At 58.5% G+C, this 19,884-nt stretch carries 21 protein-coding genes and 2 tRNA genes; 3 read left to right on the top strand and 20 right to left on the bottom strand.

The window, feature by feature from the left end; translation table 11 throughout:
* The first annotated feature begins 26 nt into the window (after positions 1 to 26).
* Positions 27 to 407 (top strand): Fur family transcriptional regulator, encoded by a 381-nt coding sequence (locus DXD16_RS04690; protein WP_172677978.1) that lies wholly within the window; start codon positions 27 to 29, stop codon positions 405 to 407.
* Between the two features lie 15 nt (positions 408 to 422).
* On the opposite strand, the gene DXD16_RS04685 is transcribed toward DXD16_RS04690, so the two are convergent.
* The 3 genes from DXD16_RS04685 to DXD16_RS04675 all read right to left on the bottom strand — a co-directional run bounded on the left by DXD16_RS04685 (position 423) and on the right by DXD16_RS04675 (position 2,314).
* Positions 423 to 1,220, bottom strand: coding sequence for an HAD-IIB family hydrolase (locus DXD16_RS04685; RefSeq protein ID WP_117655274.1), 798 nt, complete (start codon positions 1,218 to 1,220; stop codon positions 423 to 425).
* A gap of 83 nt (positions 1,221 to 1,303) precedes the next feature.
* Positions 1,304 to 1,882 carry an urease accessory protein UreE gene (locus DXD16_RS04680; protein WP_117655273.1) on the bottom strand — a complete coding sequence of 193 codons (579 nt, stop codon included), beginning with the start codon at positions 1,880 to 1,882 and terminating at the stop codon, positions 1,304 to 1,306.
* Positions 1,883 to 1,885: 3 nt separating this feature from the next.
* Positions 1,886 to 2,314, bottom strand: coding sequence for a peptidylprolyl isomerase (locus tag DXD16_RS04675; RefSeq protein ID WP_117655272.1), 429 nt, complete (start codon positions 2,312 to 2,314; stop codon positions 1,886 to 1,888).
* Positions 2,315 to 2,434: 120 nt separating this feature from the next.
* Between DXD16_RS04675 and DXD16_RS04670 the strand changes: the two genes are divergently transcribed.
* On the top strand, positions 2,435 to 3,448 hold the full coding sequence (locus tag DXD16_RS04670) for a dipeptidase (RefSeq protein ID WP_117655271.1): 1,014 nt from the start codon (positions 2,435 to 2,437) through the stop codon (positions 3,446 to 3,448).
* A 74-nt stretch (positions 3,449 to 3,522) separates the two neighbouring features.
* Entirely contained in the window at positions 3,523 to 4,299 is a 777-nt protein-coding gene (locus DXD16_RS04665; protein WP_158551580.1) for a M48 family metallopeptidase, read from the top strand.
* A 6-nt stretch (positions 4,300 to 4,305) separates the two neighbouring features.
* On the opposite strand, the gene folB is transcribed toward DXD16_RS04665, so the two are convergent.
* From folB to DXD16_RS04580, 17 genes are all read right to left on the bottom strand, one after another.
* On the bottom strand, positions 4,306 to 4,791 hold the full coding sequence (folB, locus tag DXD16_RS04660) for a dihydroneopterin aldolase (protein ID WP_199408106.1): 486 nt from the start codon (positions 4,789 to 4,791) through the stop codon (positions 4,306 to 4,308).
* Between the two features lie 43 nt (positions 4,792 to 4,834).
* Positions 4,835 to 5,416, bottom strand: a complete 582-nt coding sequence (locus DXD16_RS04655; RefSeq protein ID WP_172622418.1) for an HD domain-containing protein — start codon at positions 5,414 to 5,416, stop codon at positions 4,835 to 4,837.
* Between the two features lie 2 nt (positions 5,417 to 5,418).
* Positions 5,419 to 5,976 carry a GTP cyclohydrolase I FolE gene (gene folE / locus DXD16_RS04650; RefSeq protein WP_117655269.1) on the bottom strand — a complete coding sequence of 186 codons (558 nt, stop codon included), beginning with the start codon at positions 5,974 to 5,976 and terminating at the stop codon, positions 5,419 to 5,421.
* A 66-nt stretch (positions 5,977 to 6,042) separates the two neighbouring features.
* The gene (gene nrdG / locus DXD16_RS04645) at positions 6,043 to 6,624 is read right to left on the bottom strand and encodes an anaerobic ribonucleoside-triphosphate reductase activating protein (RefSeq protein ID WP_117655268.1); all 582 of its coding nucleotides are present in this window, start codon (positions 6,622 to 6,624) and stop codon (positions 6,043 to 6,045) included.
* Positions 6,625 to 7,050: 426 nt separating this feature from the next.
* Positions 7,051 to 9,273 carry an anaerobic ribonucleoside-triphosphate reductase gene (gene nrdD, locus DXD16_RS04640; protein WP_117583876.1) on the bottom strand — a complete coding sequence of 741 codons (2,223 nt, stop codon included), beginning with the start codon at positions 9,271 to 9,273 and terminating at the stop codon, positions 7,051 to 7,053.
* A 568-nt stretch (positions 9,274 to 9,841) separates the two neighbouring features.
* A complete protein-coding gene (locus DXD16_RS04635; RefSeq protein ID WP_117583875.1) occupies positions 9,842 to 10,309 on the bottom strand; it encodes a hypothetical protein in 468 nt (155 codons plus the stop codon).
* A gap of 100 nt (positions 10,310 to 10,409) precedes the next feature.
* Positions 10,410 to 11,609: an MFS transporter gene (locus tag DXD16_RS04630; protein WP_117655267.1), complete on the bottom strand. Its 1,200-nt coding sequence runs from the start codon at positions 11,607 to 11,609 to the stop codon at positions 10,410 to 10,412.
* A 74-nt stretch (positions 11,610 to 11,683) separates the two neighbouring features.
* Complete coding sequence (gene buk / locus DXD16_RS04625; RefSeq protein WP_117655266.1) at positions 11,684 to 12,796, bottom strand: butyrate kinase; 1,113 nt, start codon at positions 12,794 to 12,796, stop codon at positions 11,684 to 11,686.
* A 3-nt stretch (positions 12,797 to 12,799) separates the two neighbouring features.
* Complete coding sequence (locus DXD16_RS04620; RefSeq protein WP_117655265.1) at positions 12,800 to 13,807, bottom strand: phosphate acyltransferase; 1,008 nt, start codon at positions 13,805 to 13,807, stop codon at positions 12,800 to 12,802.
* A 5-nt stretch (positions 13,808 to 13,812) separates the two neighbouring features.
* On the bottom strand, positions 13,813 to 14,046 hold the full coding sequence (locus DXD16_RS04615; protein ID WP_055251381.1) for an acyl carrier protein: 234 nt from the start codon (positions 14,044 to 14,046) through the stop codon (positions 13,813 to 13,815).
* Positions 14,047 to 14,150: 104 nt separating this feature from the next.
* The gene (locus DXD16_RS04610; protein WP_117583871.1) at positions 14,151 to 14,573 is read right to left on the bottom strand and encodes a Zn-ribbon domain-containing OB-fold protein; all 423 of its coding nucleotides are present in this window, start codon (positions 14,571 to 14,573) and stop codon (positions 14,151 to 14,153) included.
* A gap of 38 nt (positions 14,574 to 14,611) precedes the next feature.
* Positions 14,612 to 15,898 (bottom strand): thiolase family protein, encoded by a 1,287-nt coding sequence (locus DXD16_RS04605; protein ID WP_233502615.1) that lies wholly within the window; start codon positions 15,896 to 15,898, stop codon positions 14,612 to 14,614.
* 321 nt (positions 15,899 to 16,219) lie between these two features.
* Positions 16,220 to 16,837, bottom strand: a complete 618-nt coding sequence (locus DXD16_RS04600) for a TetR/AcrR family transcriptional regulator C-terminal domain-containing protein (RefSeq protein ID WP_117655264.1) — start codon at positions 16,835 to 16,837, stop codon at positions 16,220 to 16,222.
* A 29-nt stretch (positions 16,838 to 16,866) separates the two neighbouring features.
* Positions 16,867 to 17,355, bottom strand: coding sequence for a 4'-phosphopantetheinyl transferase superfamily protein (locus DXD16_RS04595; RefSeq protein ID WP_158551577.1), 489 nt, complete (start codon positions 17,353 to 17,355; stop codon positions 16,867 to 16,869).
* A 296-nt stretch (positions 17,356 to 17,651) separates the two neighbouring features.
* A tRNA-Val gene (locus DXD16_RS04590) sits at positions 17,652 to 17,726 on the bottom strand.
* Between the two features lie 3 nt (positions 17,727 to 17,729).
* Positions 17,730 to 17,805 (bottom strand) — tRNA-Gly (locus tag DXD16_RS04585).
* Between the two features lie 140 nt (positions 17,806 to 17,945).
* Positions 17,946 to 19,679 carry a glycoside hydrolase family 13 protein gene (locus tag DXD16_RS04580; RefSeq protein WP_233502614.1) on the bottom strand — a complete coding sequence of 578 codons (1,734 nt, stop codon included), beginning with the start codon at positions 19,677 to 19,679 and terminating at the stop codon, positions 17,946 to 17,948.
* Positions 19,680 to 19,884 lie beyond the last annotated feature (205 nt).

The raw sequence follows: 19,884 nt of genomic DNA, 5'->3' as shown, positions 1-19,884 counted from the left end.
CCGTTGATAGAAAAGAGGCGAGGCGCATGGCGGTGCAAAGAAGGAATACCAGGCAGCGAAAGCTGGTTCTTGACGCCGTGCGCCAAAGTTATAACCATCCCACCGCCGACGAAATCTACAACGTCGTGCGCGCGCAGGATGACAAAATCAGCCGCGGTACGGTCTACCGCAATCTCAATCTCTTGGCCGACGCCGGCGAGATCCTCTCCATCAAGACGCCGGGCGGCAGCCGCTTCGATCGCACGATCGAGCCGCATGCGCATATCATCTGCACCTCATGCAGCCGCGTCATCGACGTACCGCTCCCCTTCGATGCCCAGCTCGACGCCAAGGCGTCCGAGCAAATCGGCTGGCACGTCACGTCGCACTACACCATCTTCGAGGGTCTCTGCCCCGACTGCCGGTAGATGTTTGGGACATGCCTACTCAGCAAGTAGACGACGCAGCTCCTCTTCGACCGTGCGCACGTAGCGGACACGGTCATTGACACCGCGCATGCTGGGATTGCAGCTCTCCATCAGATAGGGATGGCCCACCACGTTGAGCATGTCGCGATCGTTTTCGTTATCGCCAAACGCCATCATTTCGTTAGGTGAGATCCCCAGCGCACAACCATAATCGGCAAGCGCGGACCCCTTGCCCGAATCAAAGCCGATAAAGTCGGTCCATTCGGTTCCCGACGTCATCACATCGACCCGGTCGCTAAAGCGACGCACAAAATACTCCAGCGCCGCCGGCTGCTCCGCCTCGGGCGTCTGGAAGGCAATCTTAATGACATCCTCGTCAATGTCTTCGGGACGGTCGACTACCGCCACATCACAATGGACCTCATAACGCAGGTGGTCAACAAACGCATCGTTGCTGCTCATGGTGTAGAGGTGTCCCTCGCACGAAAGGGTCACGTCGGCATGGGGGTACGCAACCACGGCATTCGCGATATCCATGGCCAGGCCACGCTCCATAGAACGCTTGACCACGGCACGCCCCTCGCTCATGACCAGGGCTCCGTTTTCGCATACATAGGCGAGTTCATCGGCCACCGGGGCAAACAGGTAGCGCAGGCTCGCATATTGACGGCCGCTCGCCGGCATAAACACGATACCGCGACGATGTAGCTCATCGATAAGCTCAAAGGCCTCGGAACGCGGCTCGCGCTCCCCCGGGTGCAGCAACGTGCCGTCCAAATCGCATGCAATCAGCTTGATTCCCTCAAGACCCATATGCTTCCCCCAAAGCCTCCTATCAACAGCAAGACGGACCTTGATCGGTCACCCCTCAAAGCCCGTCTTGCGCATACGCGCGCTTAGACGCGCGTCTTTTTAACGATGGTAAAGTCCGGAGCCATGCTCACGACAACATCGGCCGCGCTCGACGCAAAGCGTCGGCCCGCATCGAGCTCGCGCGAAACGATCGAGATTCGAGCTCCCTCGACGCCGCGAAGCATACGGCCCAAAACCGGCTGCACCGGCGTATACATGCGCACGGTATGCTCGTCCGAGTCGCCCCGGAAGAGCGGCGCATGCATGTTGCCGATCTCCCAGCACGCATGCGCGAGCGCAATCGGATCCATGCGGTCGACTTCGACCAAATAGACCTCGGCGCTGCGCAGGCGCACGACAACCACCACGGGCACCATGCCCGAACGGTCAATGGTGAGCACGTCGCCATCGGCAAGACGACCGCCGTCGGCAGTATCCAACCGAACATCGATCGTGCGCCCCAGTTCCGTCACGCCCACAAACGCGCATGCATCAGCCTGGTCCCAATCGAGCAGTAGCTCGTCAACTTCAAAGACACCGCCCAGCTCCCGGCGAAGCAGGAGTTCATAGGACGGATCGTTGAGATTTCCCAAGCATGTCGTCGAAACCAAGCGTTCAGGCATACTCTAGCCCTCGACCTCGACGAGCTCGATATCAAAGTTGAGATCCTTGCCGGCGAGCTCGTGGTTGGCGTCGAGCGTCACGGCCTCGGGCGTCACGTCGATGACCACGGCGGGGACGGGCATGCCGCTCGGCGTGGACAGGAAGAGCTTCATGCCCTTCTCGATCTGCTCGATGTTGGGAACCTGTTCGGCCGGGAAGGTAATAACCATCTCGGGGTTGTGCTCGCCGTAGGCATCGGCAGCGGGAATGTGCACGGTCTTCTTCTCGCCCACCTGCATGTCGACAACAGCGGCGTCGAAGCCCTTGATCATCTGACCGGCGCCGCAGGTGAACTCCAGCGGCTCGCCGCGATCGTAAGAGCTATCGAACTGCGTGCCGTCGTCGAGCGTGCCACGATAATGGGTCTTGACCTTCTTGCCCTTGTTGGACATGGTAACCTCCGTGATAAGGGCGGCGCACAACGCGGGCCGCCGTGAACATATGGCGCTAACTATACCCTAGTCATACAATTCAAAGACAGTTTGCAAAGAAACGCTGCAACCGGAGGAACCATGGCATATCCCGTATTTGACCTACACTGCGACACCGCCGACCGCATCGGCTGGGCCACGCTCGATCTCGACCTGCGCTTTACCGCCGGCACCGACGGTTATTTCCCCGGCGACGAAACGCATCCGCAAGATTTCGACCTCATCGAGGGCAACGCCTGCGCCATCTCGCTCGCAAAGATCGGCAACACGCCGTGGGCACAGTGCTTCGCCACGTTTGTCCCCGACGAGATTCCCACCGCCCACGCCGCGCGCTTCCAGGCGCAAATCATGGCGCACATGAGCGGCCAGGCGATGCTCAACCACGACCGTATGGTCAACGTGCGCAGCGCCGCAGACATTCGCCCCGCGCTCAAGGACGGCAAGGTCGCCTGCATCCACACCATCGAAAACGCCACGTTCTTTGCCGAGGACCCCGCGCTGATCGAGGTGCTCAAGAGCCTGGGCGTGCTTATGTCGTCACTCAGCTGGAACGCGCAGGGACCGCTCGCGAGCGGCCACGACACCCACGCCGGCCTCACCGCCGCCGGCATCGAGGCGCTTACGCAGATGGAGCACGCCGGCATGGTGCTCGACGTCTCCCACCTCAACGATGAGTGCTTTGACGAGGTTGTCGCCCACGCCACGCGCCCCTTCGTCGCCAGCCACTCCAACTCCCGTACCGTCTGCAGAGTCAAGCGCAACCTCACCGACGACCAGTTCCGCACCATTCGCGACATGGGCGGTATCGTCGGCCTCAACTATTGCAGCGAGTTCCTTTCCAACGACGCAACCAAAAAGACCGCCGCAGACGTCACCTTCGACCAGCTAGCGGCACATATCGAGCACTGGCTCGACCTGGGCGGCGAGGACGTCATCGCGCTCGGCGGCGACTGGGACGGTGCCACTGTGCCCGCTTTCCTCTCCGATGCCAGCAAGATGCCCGAGTTCCAGAACATGCTTTCCAAGCATTTTGGCAAGACCGTGATGCAAAAGCTCTGCAGCGACAACGCGCTTGCCTTCTTCGAGCGTTATTAATTTCACATCCCTTGAGCGGGCCGGCATGCCGAACGGTCGACATGCCGGCCCGTCCCCGATCTGAAGGACCGCTTTTGACGCAGCAGTTTACGATTTCCGCATCCCGACCGGATGGGACGACCATCCCCGTCGTCGTTACCAAAAAGCGCGTCAAGAACTTCAACCTACGCGTCACATCGAGCGGCGAGGTCCACGCCAGCGCACCGATCGGCGCCAGCCGCGAGCGTATCGAAGCGTTTGTGAAGCGCAACAGCGCCTGGATTATCAGCCGACTTGCCCAGCGCGAGCAGCGTCAGGCGACGGCACGAGAGCCGCTCAGCCCCTCGTCCATCATTGCACTTTGGGGCAAGCCCATCACGGTACAGGATGCACTCGATCACAACTTTGCATCCCCCGCACCGCGACCCAAACAGGCCACCTTCGCAAGTTTTATGGGTACCGATGAATCGGACGAAGGCCCGCAGGCCAAGCGGCACGCAATCCTCGACGGCCTAACGTCCGATGAGCTCCAAGCCCACATCGACCAGCTCTATGCGTCCGAGGTCACATCGGCGCTGCGCGACATCGTGCACGCGTACGAAGTCGCAATGGGCGTCACCGTGGCCCGCATCTCCGTGCGCAGCATGAAAACGCGCTGGGGATCATGCACGCCCAAATCCGGCGCCATTCGCATCGCGCGCGAGCTCGCCGCCTACCCTGTCGAATGCCTCGACATGGTTGTCGCCCACGAGCTCGTCCACTTGCTCGAGCCAAGCCACAATCAGCGATTCCACGCCCTGCTCGACACGTACTGTCCCAACAATAAAGCTCTGTCGCAGCGGCTCAAGCAGCCACCCATAGAGTCGTATTAGAACCGGTTAGCGCACGCGCTCGATCTCGACGCCGCAGCTTGCCAGGGGCAGGCCAACAGGAGCCCACGGCTTATCGAGCTTTATGCGCACACCAAGCAGCGAGGAATAACGGCGCAGCAGCATCTGGGCTGTCCCCTCGGCTGCCGCCTCGATGAGCTTAAACGTGTGCTCGCGCAGATAGCCATCGACATCGTGGCACACCGAGCCGTAGTCAATCGAGGCATCCAGGTTATCGTGCTCCCCCGCCGCGCGCAGGTCGGCATAGAGCACCAGAGAAACGATGAACTTCTGACCCAGCGCATTCTCCTCGGGATACACGCCATGGTTGGCAAAAACCTCAAGGCCGTCAATGACAATGCGATCGGTATGGCGCAGATCGTCATAGCTCACGTGAGGCACCGCCGTTGCGGTGGATATTTCGCCCCTTCCACGGCGGGCGAGCTCAGCACCTTCAGTCTTGGTTGCATTCTCGGGCAGTTTCTTGTTACTCAACGCGATCGTCTCCTTCGTTTAGAACCCCGACCGCGCAAACTAACTACACGCGAATCGACAGGTTCTTTTTATCATCGCTCCAGTTGCAAGCGTTGCGCGCGGGGCATGCAAAGCAGGCACGCGACGCTTTGTCGGCTGCATAGAGCAGACGCTCAAGCGGTTGGCTGTTCACGCGCAGCTTTCGATGGCCCAGAATGGCCGTCTTAATGGCTGCGGCATCGGCCGGCTCAAACGCCACGTCATCGGGCATGCCGCCGAGAATCGCATCAGCGACGCGTTCGCTTGCAACATCATGGGATATACCCGATTCATACTGTTCATCTTTGCCGATATCGTGAAGAAGTGCCGTGGCGTAGATGACCTCGCGGTCAAATTCGAGCTGCTCCTCGAGATTCTTGATCCACATAATGCGAGCGACATCGAGCAGATGGTCAATACCGTGGCGGCAGAAGATGCGCCCCGATTCCAACTGTACGATGTTGCCCAGGTGCCGCCGGAACAGCCCGTTGGCACAAATGTAATCAATGCGAGGCATGGCACCAAAGGGGGCCAGGCCCGAAGCCATAAAGCCGCGACGCGACGTCCCCTCATCGGTCTTCGATGTAAAGTCGTTGACGACTCTCATGGTTAGCGGCCCAGCATCCTAAAGAAACGCTCCTCGAGCGCGGGATCGGTCTCAAAGACGCCGCGGCGAGCAAGCGTCACGGTCTTGGTGCCGGGCTTTTGCACGCCACGCATCGTCATGCACATATGCTCGGCCTCCATCAACACAATCGCTCCCTGGGGAGCGAGATAATCCATGAGGGCATCGGCAACCTGTGCGCACAGTTGCTCCTGCAGCTGAAGACGGCGGGCATAAACCTCAACCGTGCGGGCGAGCTTGGAAAGCCCAGCCACCCGACCGTTAGGGATATAACCAATGGCGGCCTTGCCATAAAACGGCAGTAGATGATGTTCGCACAGCGAGTAAAACGTAATGTCGCGCTCGATAACCAAATCGTTCGAAGCGACGGCAAAAGTTTTGGACAGGTGCTCCTCGGCACTCTGGTCCATACCGCCGGCAATCTCGCCATACATACGGGCGACGCGTGCCGGAGTCTCCAGCAGGCCCTCACGAGTTGGGTCCTCGCCTATACCTTCAAGCAGCAGCTTAATGGCAGTCTCGACTTTTTCCTGATCGACCATCTGGGCCTCACTTTTTCGATTTCGCGTTCGCGCTATGGTACCACGCCGGCACGCAACCTCTGTCAGCTACATAGTATGGGTCGAATAGACCGGATCGTCCCGCCAAAGCTCCACGGCGTCGCAAAGCGCAATGTTCTCACGCTCGGCACGGGCACGCGTGGCGTTCATATCAATCACGCGCTGATTGCTCGAGCCCCTAAAGCGCAACGAGATATCGTACAGATCCTGAACGAACGGACCGTCCACCAACATATCGAGGCAGGCAAGGATGCGGTCCGTCACCTCGGTATGATGACGACCGCCCGGCATAAGTTCCTCGAGCACGTCGCCGGTAAAGCACCAAATGGTCTTCCCCGACCCCACAGGATAAGTGGCACGAACGCGCTCAATGAAATCAACAAGCCCCGCCTGGTTCTCGGGTTCCATAGGCTCCCCGCCCAGAATCGTCAGGCCATCAATAAAGGGATGGTCGAGGCTCTCGATAATCTTATCCTCGACGGCGCGATCGAACGGCTCGCCCGCAGCAAAGTCCCACGCGACAGAGTTAAAGCAGTTCTTGCACCCACGACGGCACCCACTCACAAACAGAGAAGTACGAACGCCTTCCCCATCAGCAATGTCGAAATACTTAATGTTCGCGTAGTTCATAAGTAACCTTCCTGGGGGTCTGGAGCATATCATCCCGTCCTCAAACATTCTCGGCCTGCGGCCTGCGAAACTGCGGGCGGGACGATATACTCCAGACCCCTCGCGAGCGATACTCAATGAACTCAGCGAACATCGAGTATAGGGTTCGAGGTCCAATAAAAACAATGCTGCAGCTCAACCGTTATCGCAAGCAGACCGTTGTCGCAGGTCAACTCATTTCCGCTAAGAACTTCGAGGAGTGAGCAGACCGCATGCTGCATCTCAGCTACATCAACTTGGCTGCCCCGTAGCGAGGCCCCGGACCTTTGCTCGATATGAGTTCCGCACGAACAGGAGGCGCCAGTGGCGCCTCCGTCGTGAGCCAGGACTGTCCGAAATAGCGAGTAAAGGTCCGGGGCCTCGCTACGGGGCAGCCTGGGATGGTTATTAGAGATGCAGCACGCGGTCGCGGATCTCCTCGGTTCGACCCTGGTTCCAGAACTGGGTACCGATGTAGCCGCACGTACGACGAGCGACGTTCATCTTCTCCTGGTCGCGGTTGCCGCAATTGGGGCACTCCCACACCAGCTTGCCATCGTCCTCGACAATCTTAATCTCGCCGTCATAGCCGCACACCTGGCAGTAGTCGCTCTTGGTGTTGAGCTCGGCGTACATGATGTTGTCGTAGATGTACTGCATCACGCGAATAACAGCCTTGAGGTTGTCCTGCATGTTGGGAACCTCGACGTAGGAGATAGCACCGCCCGGCGAAAGCTGCTGGAACATGCCCTCAAACTTAAGCTTGTCGAAGGCATCAATCTCCTCGGACACGTGGACGTGATAGCTGTTGGTAATGTAGCCCTTGTCCGTCACACCCGGAATAATGCCAAAACGACGCTGCAGGCACTTGGCGAACTTGTAGGTCGTCGACTCAAGCGGGGTGCCATACAGCGAGAAGTCGATATCGCTTTCGGCCTTCCACTCGGCGCACTTGTCGTTCATGCGCTGCATGACGGCCATGGCAAACGGCGTGCCCTCCTTCTCGGTGTGGCTGTGACCCGTCATGTACTTGACGCACTCATACAGGCCGGCATACCCCAGGCTGATGGTGGAGTATCCGCCCACGAGCAGCTTATCGATCGTCTCGCCCTTCTTCAGACGCGCTAGGGCGCCGTACTGCCACAAAATCGGTGCAGCGTCAGAAAGCGTACCCATCAGGCGCTCATGACGGCACAGCAGGGCGCGGTGGCACAGCTCAAGGCGCTCGTCGAAGATCTTCCAGAACTTGTCCATGTCCTGATGCGAGCTCAGCGCGACATCGGGCAGGTTGATGGTCACAACACCCTGGTTAAAGCGGCCATAGTACTTAGGTTTGGTCGGGTCATAGTTCAGCGCGTTGGCGACATTGTTAAAGCCGTTGCCCGAGCGGTCGGGCGTCAAGAAGCTGCGGCAACCCATGCAGGTGTAGCAATCGCCGTTGCCGGCGGTCTCGCCCTTCGACAGCTTGAGCTCGCGCATCTTCTTCTCGGAGATGTAGTCGGGCACCATGCGCTTGGCGGTGCACTTGGCAGCCAGCTGGGTCAGGTAGAAGTACGGGGAATTCTCGTGAACGTTATCGTCCTCGAGCACATAGATAAGCTTGGGGAATGCCGGGGTAATCCACACGCCGGCCTCGTTCTTAACGCCCTCATAGCGCTGACGAAGCGTCTCCTCCACGATCATGGCAAGGTCGTGCTTCTCTTGGGGCGTACGGGCCTCATTGAGATACATAAAGACCGTCACGAACGGCGCCTGGCCATTGGTGGTCATAAGGGTCACGACCTGATACTGAATCGTCTGGACGCCGCGACGGATCTCATCGCGCAGACGGTCCTCAACGACCTCACGGACCTTTTCGGCAGATGCCGAAACACCGAGCTCCTCGAGCTCGCGGGCAACCTCGCCGCGAATCTTTTGACGGCTCACCTCAACAAAGGGGGCGAGATGGGTCAGCGAAATAGACTGGCCACCGTACTGGGAGGAAGCAACCTGGGCGATAATCTGCGTCGCGATATTGCAGGCAGTCGAGAAGCTATGCGGCTTCTCGATCAGCGTACCCGAGATAACAGTGCCGTTCTGGAGCATATCCTCCAGGTTCACCAGGTCGCAGTTATGCATGTGCTGGGCAAAGTAGTCGGAATCGTGGAAGTGGATCAGACCCTCATTGTGGGCATCCACGATCTCCTGGGGCAGCAGCACGCGCTGGGTCAGGTCCTTAGAAATCTCGCCGGCCATGTAGTCGCGCTGAACGGAGTTGACGGTCGGGTTCTTGTTAGAGTTCTCCTGCTTGACCTCTTCGTTGTTGCACTCGATCAGCGACAAAATCTTGTCGTCGGTCGTGTTCTTCTGGCGCTTCAGGCTCTGAACATAGCGATAGATGATGTAGTGGCGGGCAACCTCGTAGCAGTCGAGACGCATGATCTCGTCCTCGACCAAATCCTGGATCTCCTCGACCGAAACGGTGTGGCCCGCGTTCTCGCATGCCTCGGCGACGTTTTGTGCCGCGTAAACCACCTGGCGGTCGGTTAGACGAGAGCTCTCCTCGACCTCCAAGTTGGCGGCGCGGATGGCATTGACGATCTTATCGATGTCAAAGACAACCTCGGTGCCGCTGCGCTTGATGATCTTCATCCTCTTGCCTCTTTCGCATCGTAGCCTCATTGCGCTTCAGAGCCAAACGATGCCCGGCAGGGCCTGTCCCTGTCTTGCGGCGCCGTCGCGCAATCTGTGTTCTCGATAAACCATAAGCCTCCATGCGGACATTCCCAGAAGCCGATCAAGCGGCTCAAGGACACGTTCAAAAGAGGCAGTTAAGGTCTTCGTTCTCTGTCCGCCATCTATCATACGACAAAGAGGCATCTATATCCTGTATTCTTTTTTTAGGTCAAACACAACATATAGTGTTTCAGCAGGTCAAAGCAATTAGTCATTTTGCAAACGCATTAAAAATGAAGGGCTCTTGGCAGAGTGCTAAAACGTTATCAGCTCGACTACCTGCACGGCAGTTTTGAAACCCCCTCAACCGCGCCGCTGACAAATCCTACCAAAACCAAGCCGCTCACGCCAAAAGAATCCAAAAGATTATGCTTGACCAACATGTTGCGGTCGAATGCCGGCGGACGGAGCGACAGGACTGTAAACGCTCGGAAGACTACAGCCCCGGCGCCCCGTCCGCCGGCATTCGATAGGCGAGGATCTATTACCTCTCTTCGCGAACCATCATGCGGCCGAGAGCCGCTGTAAAGGGATCGAGCAGCACGCCGGCGATAACCACAAAGGCCCATCCCTTTGTGACGAGGCCGGCCCAACGCGCGAAGAACGTACGGCCTTCAATCGTTCCGAATCCTCCCTGGAAGGCAATCTCGCCAAAACCGATCACCATAAAAAGGAGCGTGGCACCGATGACCGTACCGGCGATCTTGTGTGATGCACTCCCCTGCTCAAAACCAAAAAAGTCCAGGCACATACCAACCGTTTTGCCAAACAGCGGGAGTGCGCTCAGAACCTCGGCGATCACCGTGGCCACGATGAGTTGTCCCCAAAAGCCCGTGGGGCCCGTCAGATCCAAGCCAGGCGCCCCTTCAATGATGGGGAGAAACGCGCAGAGCAATAGCGGGTTAAAGAAGCCGTTGAGAATACCGATAACGCGCCTGACAGGTAACTTCATAGCCGTAAGCCTTTCAAAGTCATTGATAGAAAGAGGGCCGCCGGCATATGTCGGCGGCCCCGATAAAACATGATGTACGGCAAAGCAACTACTCGAGCGGCTACTCCGCCTCGCCGCCGGCCGCCATCTTCTCGGCCTCGGCAAGCTGGGCCGGGGTGAGCTTGCGATACTTAATGGCGCCAAAGACGACACAAGCCGCACAGACGATCATGCCGGCGATGAACTTCTGGTCAATCGTTGCACCAAACGGCGACGTCACGGCCTCAAACACAATGGGAGACAATGCCATGCCAAAGTTGATACCTGCCATGCCAATGGCGAGGTTAAACGCACGTCCCTCGGGGGCAGAGTTGCCGGCGGCAAAATTGCCCTCCAGCGGCACGTAGGTCTCCTTGCCCAGCGCAACGACAAAACCCGCAACGCACAGCACCATAAAGGCGGGCGCAACCAGCGTCAGGCCCAGGCCGACGAGCGTCACGCCCCACGCGATCGGCATAGCCAGGTTCTTAAACTTGGCAAACAGCGGACCGACCAAAAGACCAGCCGCAATACCGGCAACGGTCATAACGGTAGAGGCAAGACCGGCCTCCACGGTACCGCCAAAGCCGCGACCTACAACAAGCAGCGAAACGTTGGAGCTGAAGAGCTGGAACGTAAGTACGAACACAAAGCTCATGAGCGTGATAATCGCGACCTCTTTAGGCATATTGGCAAACACGTTGACCTTGCGCTTGGGCTCAAGACGACCCTCAGGAAGGCAAACAGCCTCGATTACGATGAAAATGATCATGATGAAGTACGCCGCATAGCTGTGGAACCACTCGGCAGAACCCAAGATGCCGGAAACCATCGTCCAGATAATGCCGCCCAGTGCAACAAAAGTGGAGTAGATGCCCATGACAAACGAGCGCTGCTTTCCGCCAAAGTAATCCGCGATAAGAGCGTCCGTTGAATTCTGCACGGCGCCGAGACCAAGGCCCATGACAGCAGAAGCCGCCAAGACTTGGCCGAGCGAGTCGTGGAACACCAGCACCGAGGCGCCTGCCAGCATCACGATAATGTGACCGACGAGCGTCGTCTTCTTCTTGGACACGCGAGAGGCAAGCTGTGAAGAGACGAGCATGGCGGACAACGCCATCATCAACGGGATGATGCCGATGATCATCTGGACGGCAGCGATGTTTTCGTTGGGAAATGCCGCCGCAACAGAGGCCACGATAGGGACGGGCACGAGCATGCCCATGATGCACATGGCGGCTGCGTAAATGCCCACCAGGTACTTGATCTTGGTTTTATCCATGATCCATCCTTACACTTAAAGAAAAGGGTCGGAGCGGCCAGGCATCACCAGCGGCCGCCCCAAACACAGCACTATCAGTCGTTGAATCCGGTGAACACGGGTTCTCCGCTGTACACGAGCGCTTCCTCGACACCATCGAGCACGCGGCAGGCGCCAGACGCCATCGCCTCGAGCTCAAACTCGCCGGGATAAGCCGATACGGGAGCGATCCAAGAGCAGCATTCCTCAATCGAAGCAACGAGCTCCTTGCTGTGGACCATGCCGCCTCCGAGCAAGATGCCGTCGACGTCGCCCTTCAGCACGCAGGCCATCTCGCCAATCCACTTGCAGATTTGGTAAACCATTGCATCCCAGGCGCGTGCTGCAGCCTTATCGCCCGCAGCGGCACGTTCACACACCTCGATGGCATCGGACGTACCCAAAAGGTCAACGAAGCCACCGGTCTTCATGCAATGGGCGCGGGCGACGTCGAGGCCATGTTCCGCCGTATACTTCGCGACCTCGATTGCGGGGACCGAGCCACAGCGCGTCGGCGCCATGGGGCCCTCGCCGCCGACGATGTCGTTGCCGTCGACCATCTTGCCCTTAAGGTGAGCCGAGATAGAGATGCCGCCGCCAATATGGCAAACGATGAAGTTGCACTCATCATAGGGGCGACCGAGCTTTGCCGCATGGCGGATGGCGGTCTCTTTAAGATTAAGGGCGTGCAGGTGCACGTTTCGATACACGCCCTTAATGCCCGTCATACGTGCGAGGTCGCACAGCTCATCGGTATCGGGAGGATTCACCACAAAAGAGGGCTTGCCCGTCTTTGAAGCGAACTCATGGGCAATCTGGGGACCCAGCTGCGCCGGGTGCTGAATGCCGTTCGCACCGACGCGGGCATGCTCGAGCATGACCTCATTGATGGCATACGTGCCGCCGGGCAGCGAAAGCAAGCCGCCGCCGCGACCGACAAATGCATCAAAGTCCTCGAGCTTCAGGCCCGCCTCATCCAGTGCTCCAAGAATCAGATCGCAGCGATACGGCATCTGAGCCGAAACCCCATCGAACTGGGCGAGGTCCTTCGCGTCGTGTGCAACGTTCTTGCTGACCTTGCACTCGTCACCCTCAAAAACGCCCACCTTTGTGGAAGTGGAACCTGGGTTGATTACCAGGACGCGCCAGGGAGTCTTTTTATCGGACATACCCTAAGCCTCCTTAAGCGCCTGGGCGCGCACGCAGCTCATCACCACGTTGCCGACGATCTCGTCGACGGGCGCAGAGCGCGAGCAATCGCACACGATCCTTTTGAAGCCCTGAAGCATGGGGCCGTAGGCATTGGCACCGGTCAGATTCTGGATGATCTTGACGCCGATATTGCCCACGTTGATATCGGGCCAGATGACCACGTTGGCTTGGCCCGCAACAGCGGACTCACGATGTACCTTCTTGGCCGCAACCTTGGGGTTAATCGCCGAATCAAACTGGAACTCACCGTCGATGGCAAGGTCGGGACGGCGATCGTTGGCAATCTCACGAGCACGGCGCACTTTGTCGACAAGTTCATTATCCATCGAGCCGTCAGTCGAATGCGAAAGCAGCGCGCAACGGATATCCCATCCGGTCAGCGAGCGCACCGTTTCGCTCGACGAAATCGCGATCGAGGCAAGTTCCTCGCTCGTAGGGTCGACGCAAACGGCGGAATCGCCAAAAGCCAAAAGGCCACCTTCGCCGCCGTTCCAGTTGGGAATGTCGGCGATACCGCACGAGCTCACGGTGTCCACCCCGTCGGCAAGGCCGACGATGGTCTGACCCGCCAGGATAATATCGCCCGTGGCGTTATCAATGCCGGCGAACATTACGTCGACATCGTCGAGCACCTGCAAAATCAGGGCGCGCTCAAGCGGACGCGTCATACGGCGCGCGGCGCCCTTGGGCTTAAACTTGCAATCCGGATGCGAAAGGTAGCGCTCGCAGCAGGCGGCGTTCGCCTCCTCGTCGGTCACATCGACAATCTCGATGCCGTCAAGGGAGATGCCGCGCTCATCGGCAAGCTCCTTGAGCTTACCGCCGTCGCCGACCAGCACACATTCGGCAAGATGCTCGGCGGCGATCTTTGCGACCGCCTGCATCATGGTCTCGTTTTCGCCCTCGGGAAAAGCAACGCGCATAGGCTTGGCGGCAGCCTGCTCGCGCAGGGTCTGCATCAGGTCCATGGCAGCTACTCCATCTCTTCGGCAGTGCGCTCGATAAGCTCGCCGATGGTCTTCATGACCATGACCTCGCGAACGGGGACCTCGGCATCGAGCTCGTTCTCGATCATGGAGGTCAGGGCGATCATCTTCATCGAGCCCTTGCCCAGGGTCTCAAACGTCGTCTCGGGGGTCACATCGCCATCGTAGTTGTAAGCGGACTTGGCAAAATCGCAGATCTGCTGAGTGAGTTCTTCGTTCATGATGGTGCCTTTCTAAGATAAAAAGAGGGGCGGCCACGGCGGGCTGGAGACATGGGTCCCGCCGTGGCCTAAGAGAGGAATCGAATTGTTAAAAGGGTGAAAACCTAGTCGTCAAGCTCAAACGTGAGCTCTTTGTAACCCGGTCGATCGATGACCTTGGCATGGACACCAACGGTCTCGCCCGCCATGAGCTTGGCGCGGATCTCGGGGGCCTTCTTCTTGGTAATGCCGTAGATGACGTAGGTGTACTGAGAACCCTCGTCAATATCGACGGCGCCGTAGGCGTACTTGCCATACTCCTTGAGGTAGGGCTTGTCGTTCTGCGGACCAGGCAGGGTAAAATCGATCAGATGGCCGTGACCGGAAACCTGGACCCAATCGGTCTTGTGGTAGCCGCAGGCATTGCAGGCAAGGTGAGGCGGAAACTCGACGGCTCCGCACTCGGGGCACTGACGTGCCCAATAGATGCCCTCTTCAAGACCCGTGTAGAACTTCTTGACCACGGGCTCCATATCTTTGAGTTGCATGAGAATACTCCTTATGGGAAATCGAAAACCGCGGTCGCTTAGGCGACGGTACGAAGAATCTGGCAGCGCACATTCTGAGAACCGCCAAAACCGCGCAGGAAGGCCGTCTCAGGAATCTTCTTCATCTGGGTTGCACCGGCGACGCCGCGCATCTGCTTGACGGCCTCGACGATATCGGCGATACCGGATGCGCCATGAGCGTGGCCGAAGTTGCAACGGCCACCGTGCGGGTTGATGGGCTTATCGCCGTCAAAAGCGGTGCGGCCATCGATCGCATACCTCCAAGCCTCGCCGCGCGGAATATAGCCGCACTCCTCGGCCGAGACGATCTCGGAAGCCAGGAAGAAGTCATTGCACATAAACAGGTCGATCTCATCGGGGCTCACGCCGGTAAGGTCGTAGACCTGCTTGGCAGCAAGCTCGGTAGCCCAGTGCTCGTTGTGAAGCAGGCCGGCTTCGACGGCAGAGGCGCCCGTGCCCAGAACCTCGATAGGTGCATACGGGACACCCATGGCCTTGGCCTTCTCCGTGGGCATCACGACAACAGCGGCGGCACCGTCGCATTTCTTCTCAAAGCCGGTAACGCGCAGGTACTGCGTAACGCGCGGGTTGTACATGCTCTTGAGATACTCGTCGGCGGTATCGAACCCAGCCGCCTTCGCATCCTCCTCGACCGTGGTCTCGTACCAGGCAAGGGGATTCAGGACGGCACCGCGGCGAAGGCTCTTGGTAAGGCCGTTCAGGGCGTCATCGATCTGATCGGCAGTAAGGTCGTACTGCATCGAATACTCGTTGATCCAGTTGTCGAACGACACGCCAAAGGCACCATCGAGCGGGCGACCATACGCGCGGTCATAGATCTTATCGAGCGAGGGAATCATGACGTCGAGCGTAAAGTCCTGGCGAATATGCGAGGGCATGTGCTCAACGGGAAGGGTCGAAGCCAAATCGCAGGCACCCGTAAGGACGACATCGTAGGCACCGGAGGCGACTGCCATCACGGCCTGCTCAAGGGCGACGTAGCCCGTGCAGCAAGCCTCGGAATGATGGACGGAACCCTTGGCGCGAACGCCAAACCAATCGGCAACCTGCATGTTGGGGGTAATGCAATCGCCAACGAGATAGGGATTGGCGCTGCCGTGATAGAAAAAGTCGATATCGCGGGGCTCAAGACCGGCATCGGCAATTGCCTCGAGGGCCGCATAGCCAAACGCCTCGCCCTCGCCAATACCCTGGGTCTCGGGATGTTCCTCAAAATCCTTGAACGGGGTGCAGCCCACGCCTACAATCGAGACGCTGCGCATGTTCTTTCCGAGCGTAACCACTGAATATCACATCCTAATCATGTGAAGGTGTACGGAGTGATGGCGCAGTCCGGCCGCGAGCGAAGGTGAGAGAGCGCTCGCGGCTTTTCTGTGCCGTCACACGTTGAACTACTGCAGTGGTTCTCTTGAACGTGACTTTAGTTTACGAGGGGCAAGACAGGACGTATGGGACAAAAAGGCCCTATGTGTCCCATCATTTGAAACCCATAGGGCAAAAACGTTCCAAATAGCAGGTAAATGGTCTTATCAATAATGCAAGGATTCGGCAAATCATCATGACACCGCCATGGATCTAACCATTTACCCGTAAATAGCGACCGTTCATCCGAGCGTATTATCGAAATCAGGGATCCGCGGATGCCAATGGCGCGATGCATCGTCGACAAAGAGCGGTGCGTAGAACATGCGATTGAGCGCGGCGGCAACGGTTCGTGCCTCAAGGTCAGGCCGGACTTCGAGCCAATACTGGATGAGGTTATGGTGGCCCGCAAGCGCAAAAGCAAGATACAGATCGAGGTCCGTCTCATCTGAAAACGTCGACCGCAAACGATCGCGAAAATAGTCATGCATGAAGATCGTTGCCTTGTGTGCAAACACGGGATCACCGTTATCGCTGTTAAGCGCCAGGACTTTCGAGCGATTGGCCTTGAGGATTTCCATGCGCTTGATCATCGTGGGCGTGGGATCAAGCTGCGCATCACCAAAACGAGCCTCAAGGGCAACGTCGTTAATGTCTTGCATGTTCTGGAGCAGCTCATCTTCAAAGCGCTTGACCACATCATCGACAGAGCGGTAACAACGATAGAAGGTTGATTTTGATGTATGGGCAAGACGGAGTACGTCGGTGACCTTAATCGATTGCACAGGCGTTGTCGCCATAAGTTCAAAGACGGCGCCTTCGATCCGCGAAGCAATATCGTTTTTAGCGTTCAGTGACATAGAAGGCCTCCCCTGTTGGCGATTGGCTACTATGCTACCCGAAAGGCATGCTCCTCAATGGCGATATGGGGCATAGAACGCGCTGCACAAGAGATGACACACTGGCCAAACACCACCGAGGAAGTAAACCATCCGCTCGGCAACCCGTCTTTGCGGGGATCGATTGAAAAGCCGGACCCCTCCGCCTTCAGGACGGCTTCGATACGCGTCCAAACCCGACACAGCCGAAAGGCGCGTTCCTGCGAATCTGCCGCAGCGTCAATCCACGCCCGTTCCCTTGAGCTCGCCATACGCTCAACCGCAATAGGTACAATCTCATCGACCGCCTCGATATCCACGCCAATAGGTCCTCCGACCGACCGAGCAACATCGGAAACAGCGAGGACGGCCACGCTTCCGCCATGTGAAATGGAAATAGAGGGGGCCTCCCCATCCGCAAGCTCGATCTTGCCGAAAGCAGAACGCGCAAGCTGGGTGTCGTCGAAGACACCCAGGGCGTCGCGAAGCAGCAGACCCACGCCCGCAGCTTCCCTCCGAGACGCAATGGGGAGATCTCCATTGGAGGCACGCGAGGCATAACGTCCCGCGATTGATGCCATATCAACGGTCTCGCCGGGATCGATCGCAGAAACGTCAACGAGGTGCACGGTTATGTTCAAAATGGTCAACCCCACTCGATTGAGATGACAAGGCTAAACTGACGCTCAGAACCGCTCTTTCATGAATCGAGGTACCTTTTGCCGACGATTTGGCGACCCATTTGGCGACCAAAACAAAACAGCCCAGAGGACATAGCCTCTGGGCTGCGAACATTTGGTGGGCGTTAGAAGATTTGAACTTCTGACCTCTTCCGTGTCAGGGAAGCGCTCTCCCCCTGAGCTAAACGCCCAAATGGAGCGGACAACGGGGCTCGAACCCGCGACCCCAACCTTGGCAAGGTTGTGCTCTACCAACTGAGCCATGTCCGCTTACGAGGATTAATCTTACGTGATACCCGCATCCTATGCAAGAACTTTTTTGAAAAGTTTTGCGACGCCCTCGCGAACCTCGCAAAGACATCAGCCACCACGGAAAGCACAGGCAAACGTAAACTCGCCGCAAGAGGCCCCTACAACTCAGCGAGCATGATCCAGGCAGAACTGTCCTGCGCGAGCCTGCCGTCTGCAAGCGGTGATGAGGTGAGCAGGACCCTGCCCGCCGGCAGCTCCACGGGTGCTGCACCGAAGTTCGTCACACACGCCCAGCCGTTGTCGCGGCGATAGGCGATGACGCCACCCTCAGCGCCCTCGGCACCATCCGCAAGGCCGGTGCGTCCGTCAAGATCAAGCCACTTAAGATCGTTGGCGCACCCGCGCAGCTTGCGCCGCAGCCAGAGGGCGTCACGATAGAGCGCAAGCATCGATGTCGGGTCCGCTTCTTCCCTATCGGCAGCGTAATCGGAAAACCATGCAGGCTGCAGCAGATGGGGCGCCGCATCGGCGTCCGCCGGTGAAAACCCAAACGATCCGCCCTGCGCGGGATCGTCCGCCGCCACCCACGGCAGGGGCACACGGCAGCCGTCTCGCCCCTTCTCGCGCTTCGGTCCGTGCGTATTGGTCGCAGTAGGATCTTCGAGTGCGGCCCACGGGATATCGGCCACCTCAAAAAGGCCGAGCTCCTCACCCTGATACACGTATGCCGAGCCCGGAAGCGCCAGCTCGAGCAAAAGGGCCGCCCGCGCGCGGCGCTCGCCGAGTTCACGGTCCTCGTCATAAGACGACCCGTCGCGTAAGAGCCAGTCGAGCGCAATCTGGTGGTAGCGCGTCGCCTTGATCTGCGGCAGGGCATAGCGCGTCGCCACGCGCGGCACGTCGTGGTTGGAGAGCACCCAGGTCGAGGCGGAATCGGATTCTATAGCTGCCTTCAAGCCCTCCTCGATTGCAGCGTGCATGTCATCATAGGTCCAAGTGGCCTTGGCAAACTCAAAGTTGAATGTCTGGCCAAGCTCGCTGGGACGCGCGTAGAGATACTGGCGCTCGGGCAGCACCCACGCCTCGGCAACGGCGCTGCGTGGCGGATCATAGCGGTCGAACACGCGGCGCCACTCGCGATAGATCTCGTGGACCTCGTTGCGGTCCCACAGCGGATGGGTGCCGTCGTCAACCATGTCATCGCCCTCGGCGAGATGCCACCGGTCGAGGTCATCGCGGTCGAGATCCTTGGCGAGACCGTGCGCCACATCAATGCGAAAGCCATCGACGCCTCGATCGCTCCAAAACGCCAGGACGTCGCAAAAGAACGCATGAACCTCGGGGCACGACCAGTCAAAGTCCGGCTGCTCGGGCGTAAACATGTGCAGATACCACTGACCGTCCGCGACGCGCGTCCAGGCGGGGCCGCCAAAGTTGGCATTCCAATTGGTGGGAGGCAACTCGCCGTGCTCGCCGCGACCATCGCGGAAGATATAACGGGCGCGCTCGGGCGATCCGGGGCCAGCGGCAAGAGCGGCTTTGAACCAGGGGTGTTGCTTGGACGAATGGTTGGGCACGATGTCGACGATAACCTTGATGCCGTGCGCGTGAGCCGCGGCGACCATGTCATCGAAGTCGTCAAGCGAGCCGAGACGCGGGTCGACGTCGCAGTAGTCCGCCACATCATAGCCGCCATCGACAAGAGGCGATGGGTAAAACGGGCTCAGCCAGATGGCCTCGATACCCAGCCGCTCAAGATAGTCCATCTGTTGGGTAATGCCCGCGATATCGCCCAGACCCGAACCAGTCGAATCCTTAAACGAACGCGGGTAGATCTGATAGATCGCGGCATCGGACATCCATGAGCGCGAAGAGGACTTTTCTGTAGCCATGGGATGAATCTCCCTTGCAACGAGGTTTTGCGAGATGCCCACGATGATACGCCCAAAGCGGACATTCGCGGCAAACAACGCCACAGCCACGCCCCAAAGCGCTCGCTGCCTCTCGGGTTCGAGCCTCCTGGGACGAATCGATCGATTAGTGAAAAGAACGGAAGAGGTAGTGTCGAGAAAGTTGGTGTAGAGCCCGATCCGAAGC

The organism is Collinsella sp. TF11-5AC, assembly GCF_003436775.1.
In the GTDB taxonomy this organism is placed as follows: Bacteria; Actinomycetota; Coriobacteriia; order Coriobacteriales; family Coriobacteriaceae; genus Collinsella.
This window is presented reverse-complemented; position numbering and strand designations above follow the sequence as displayed.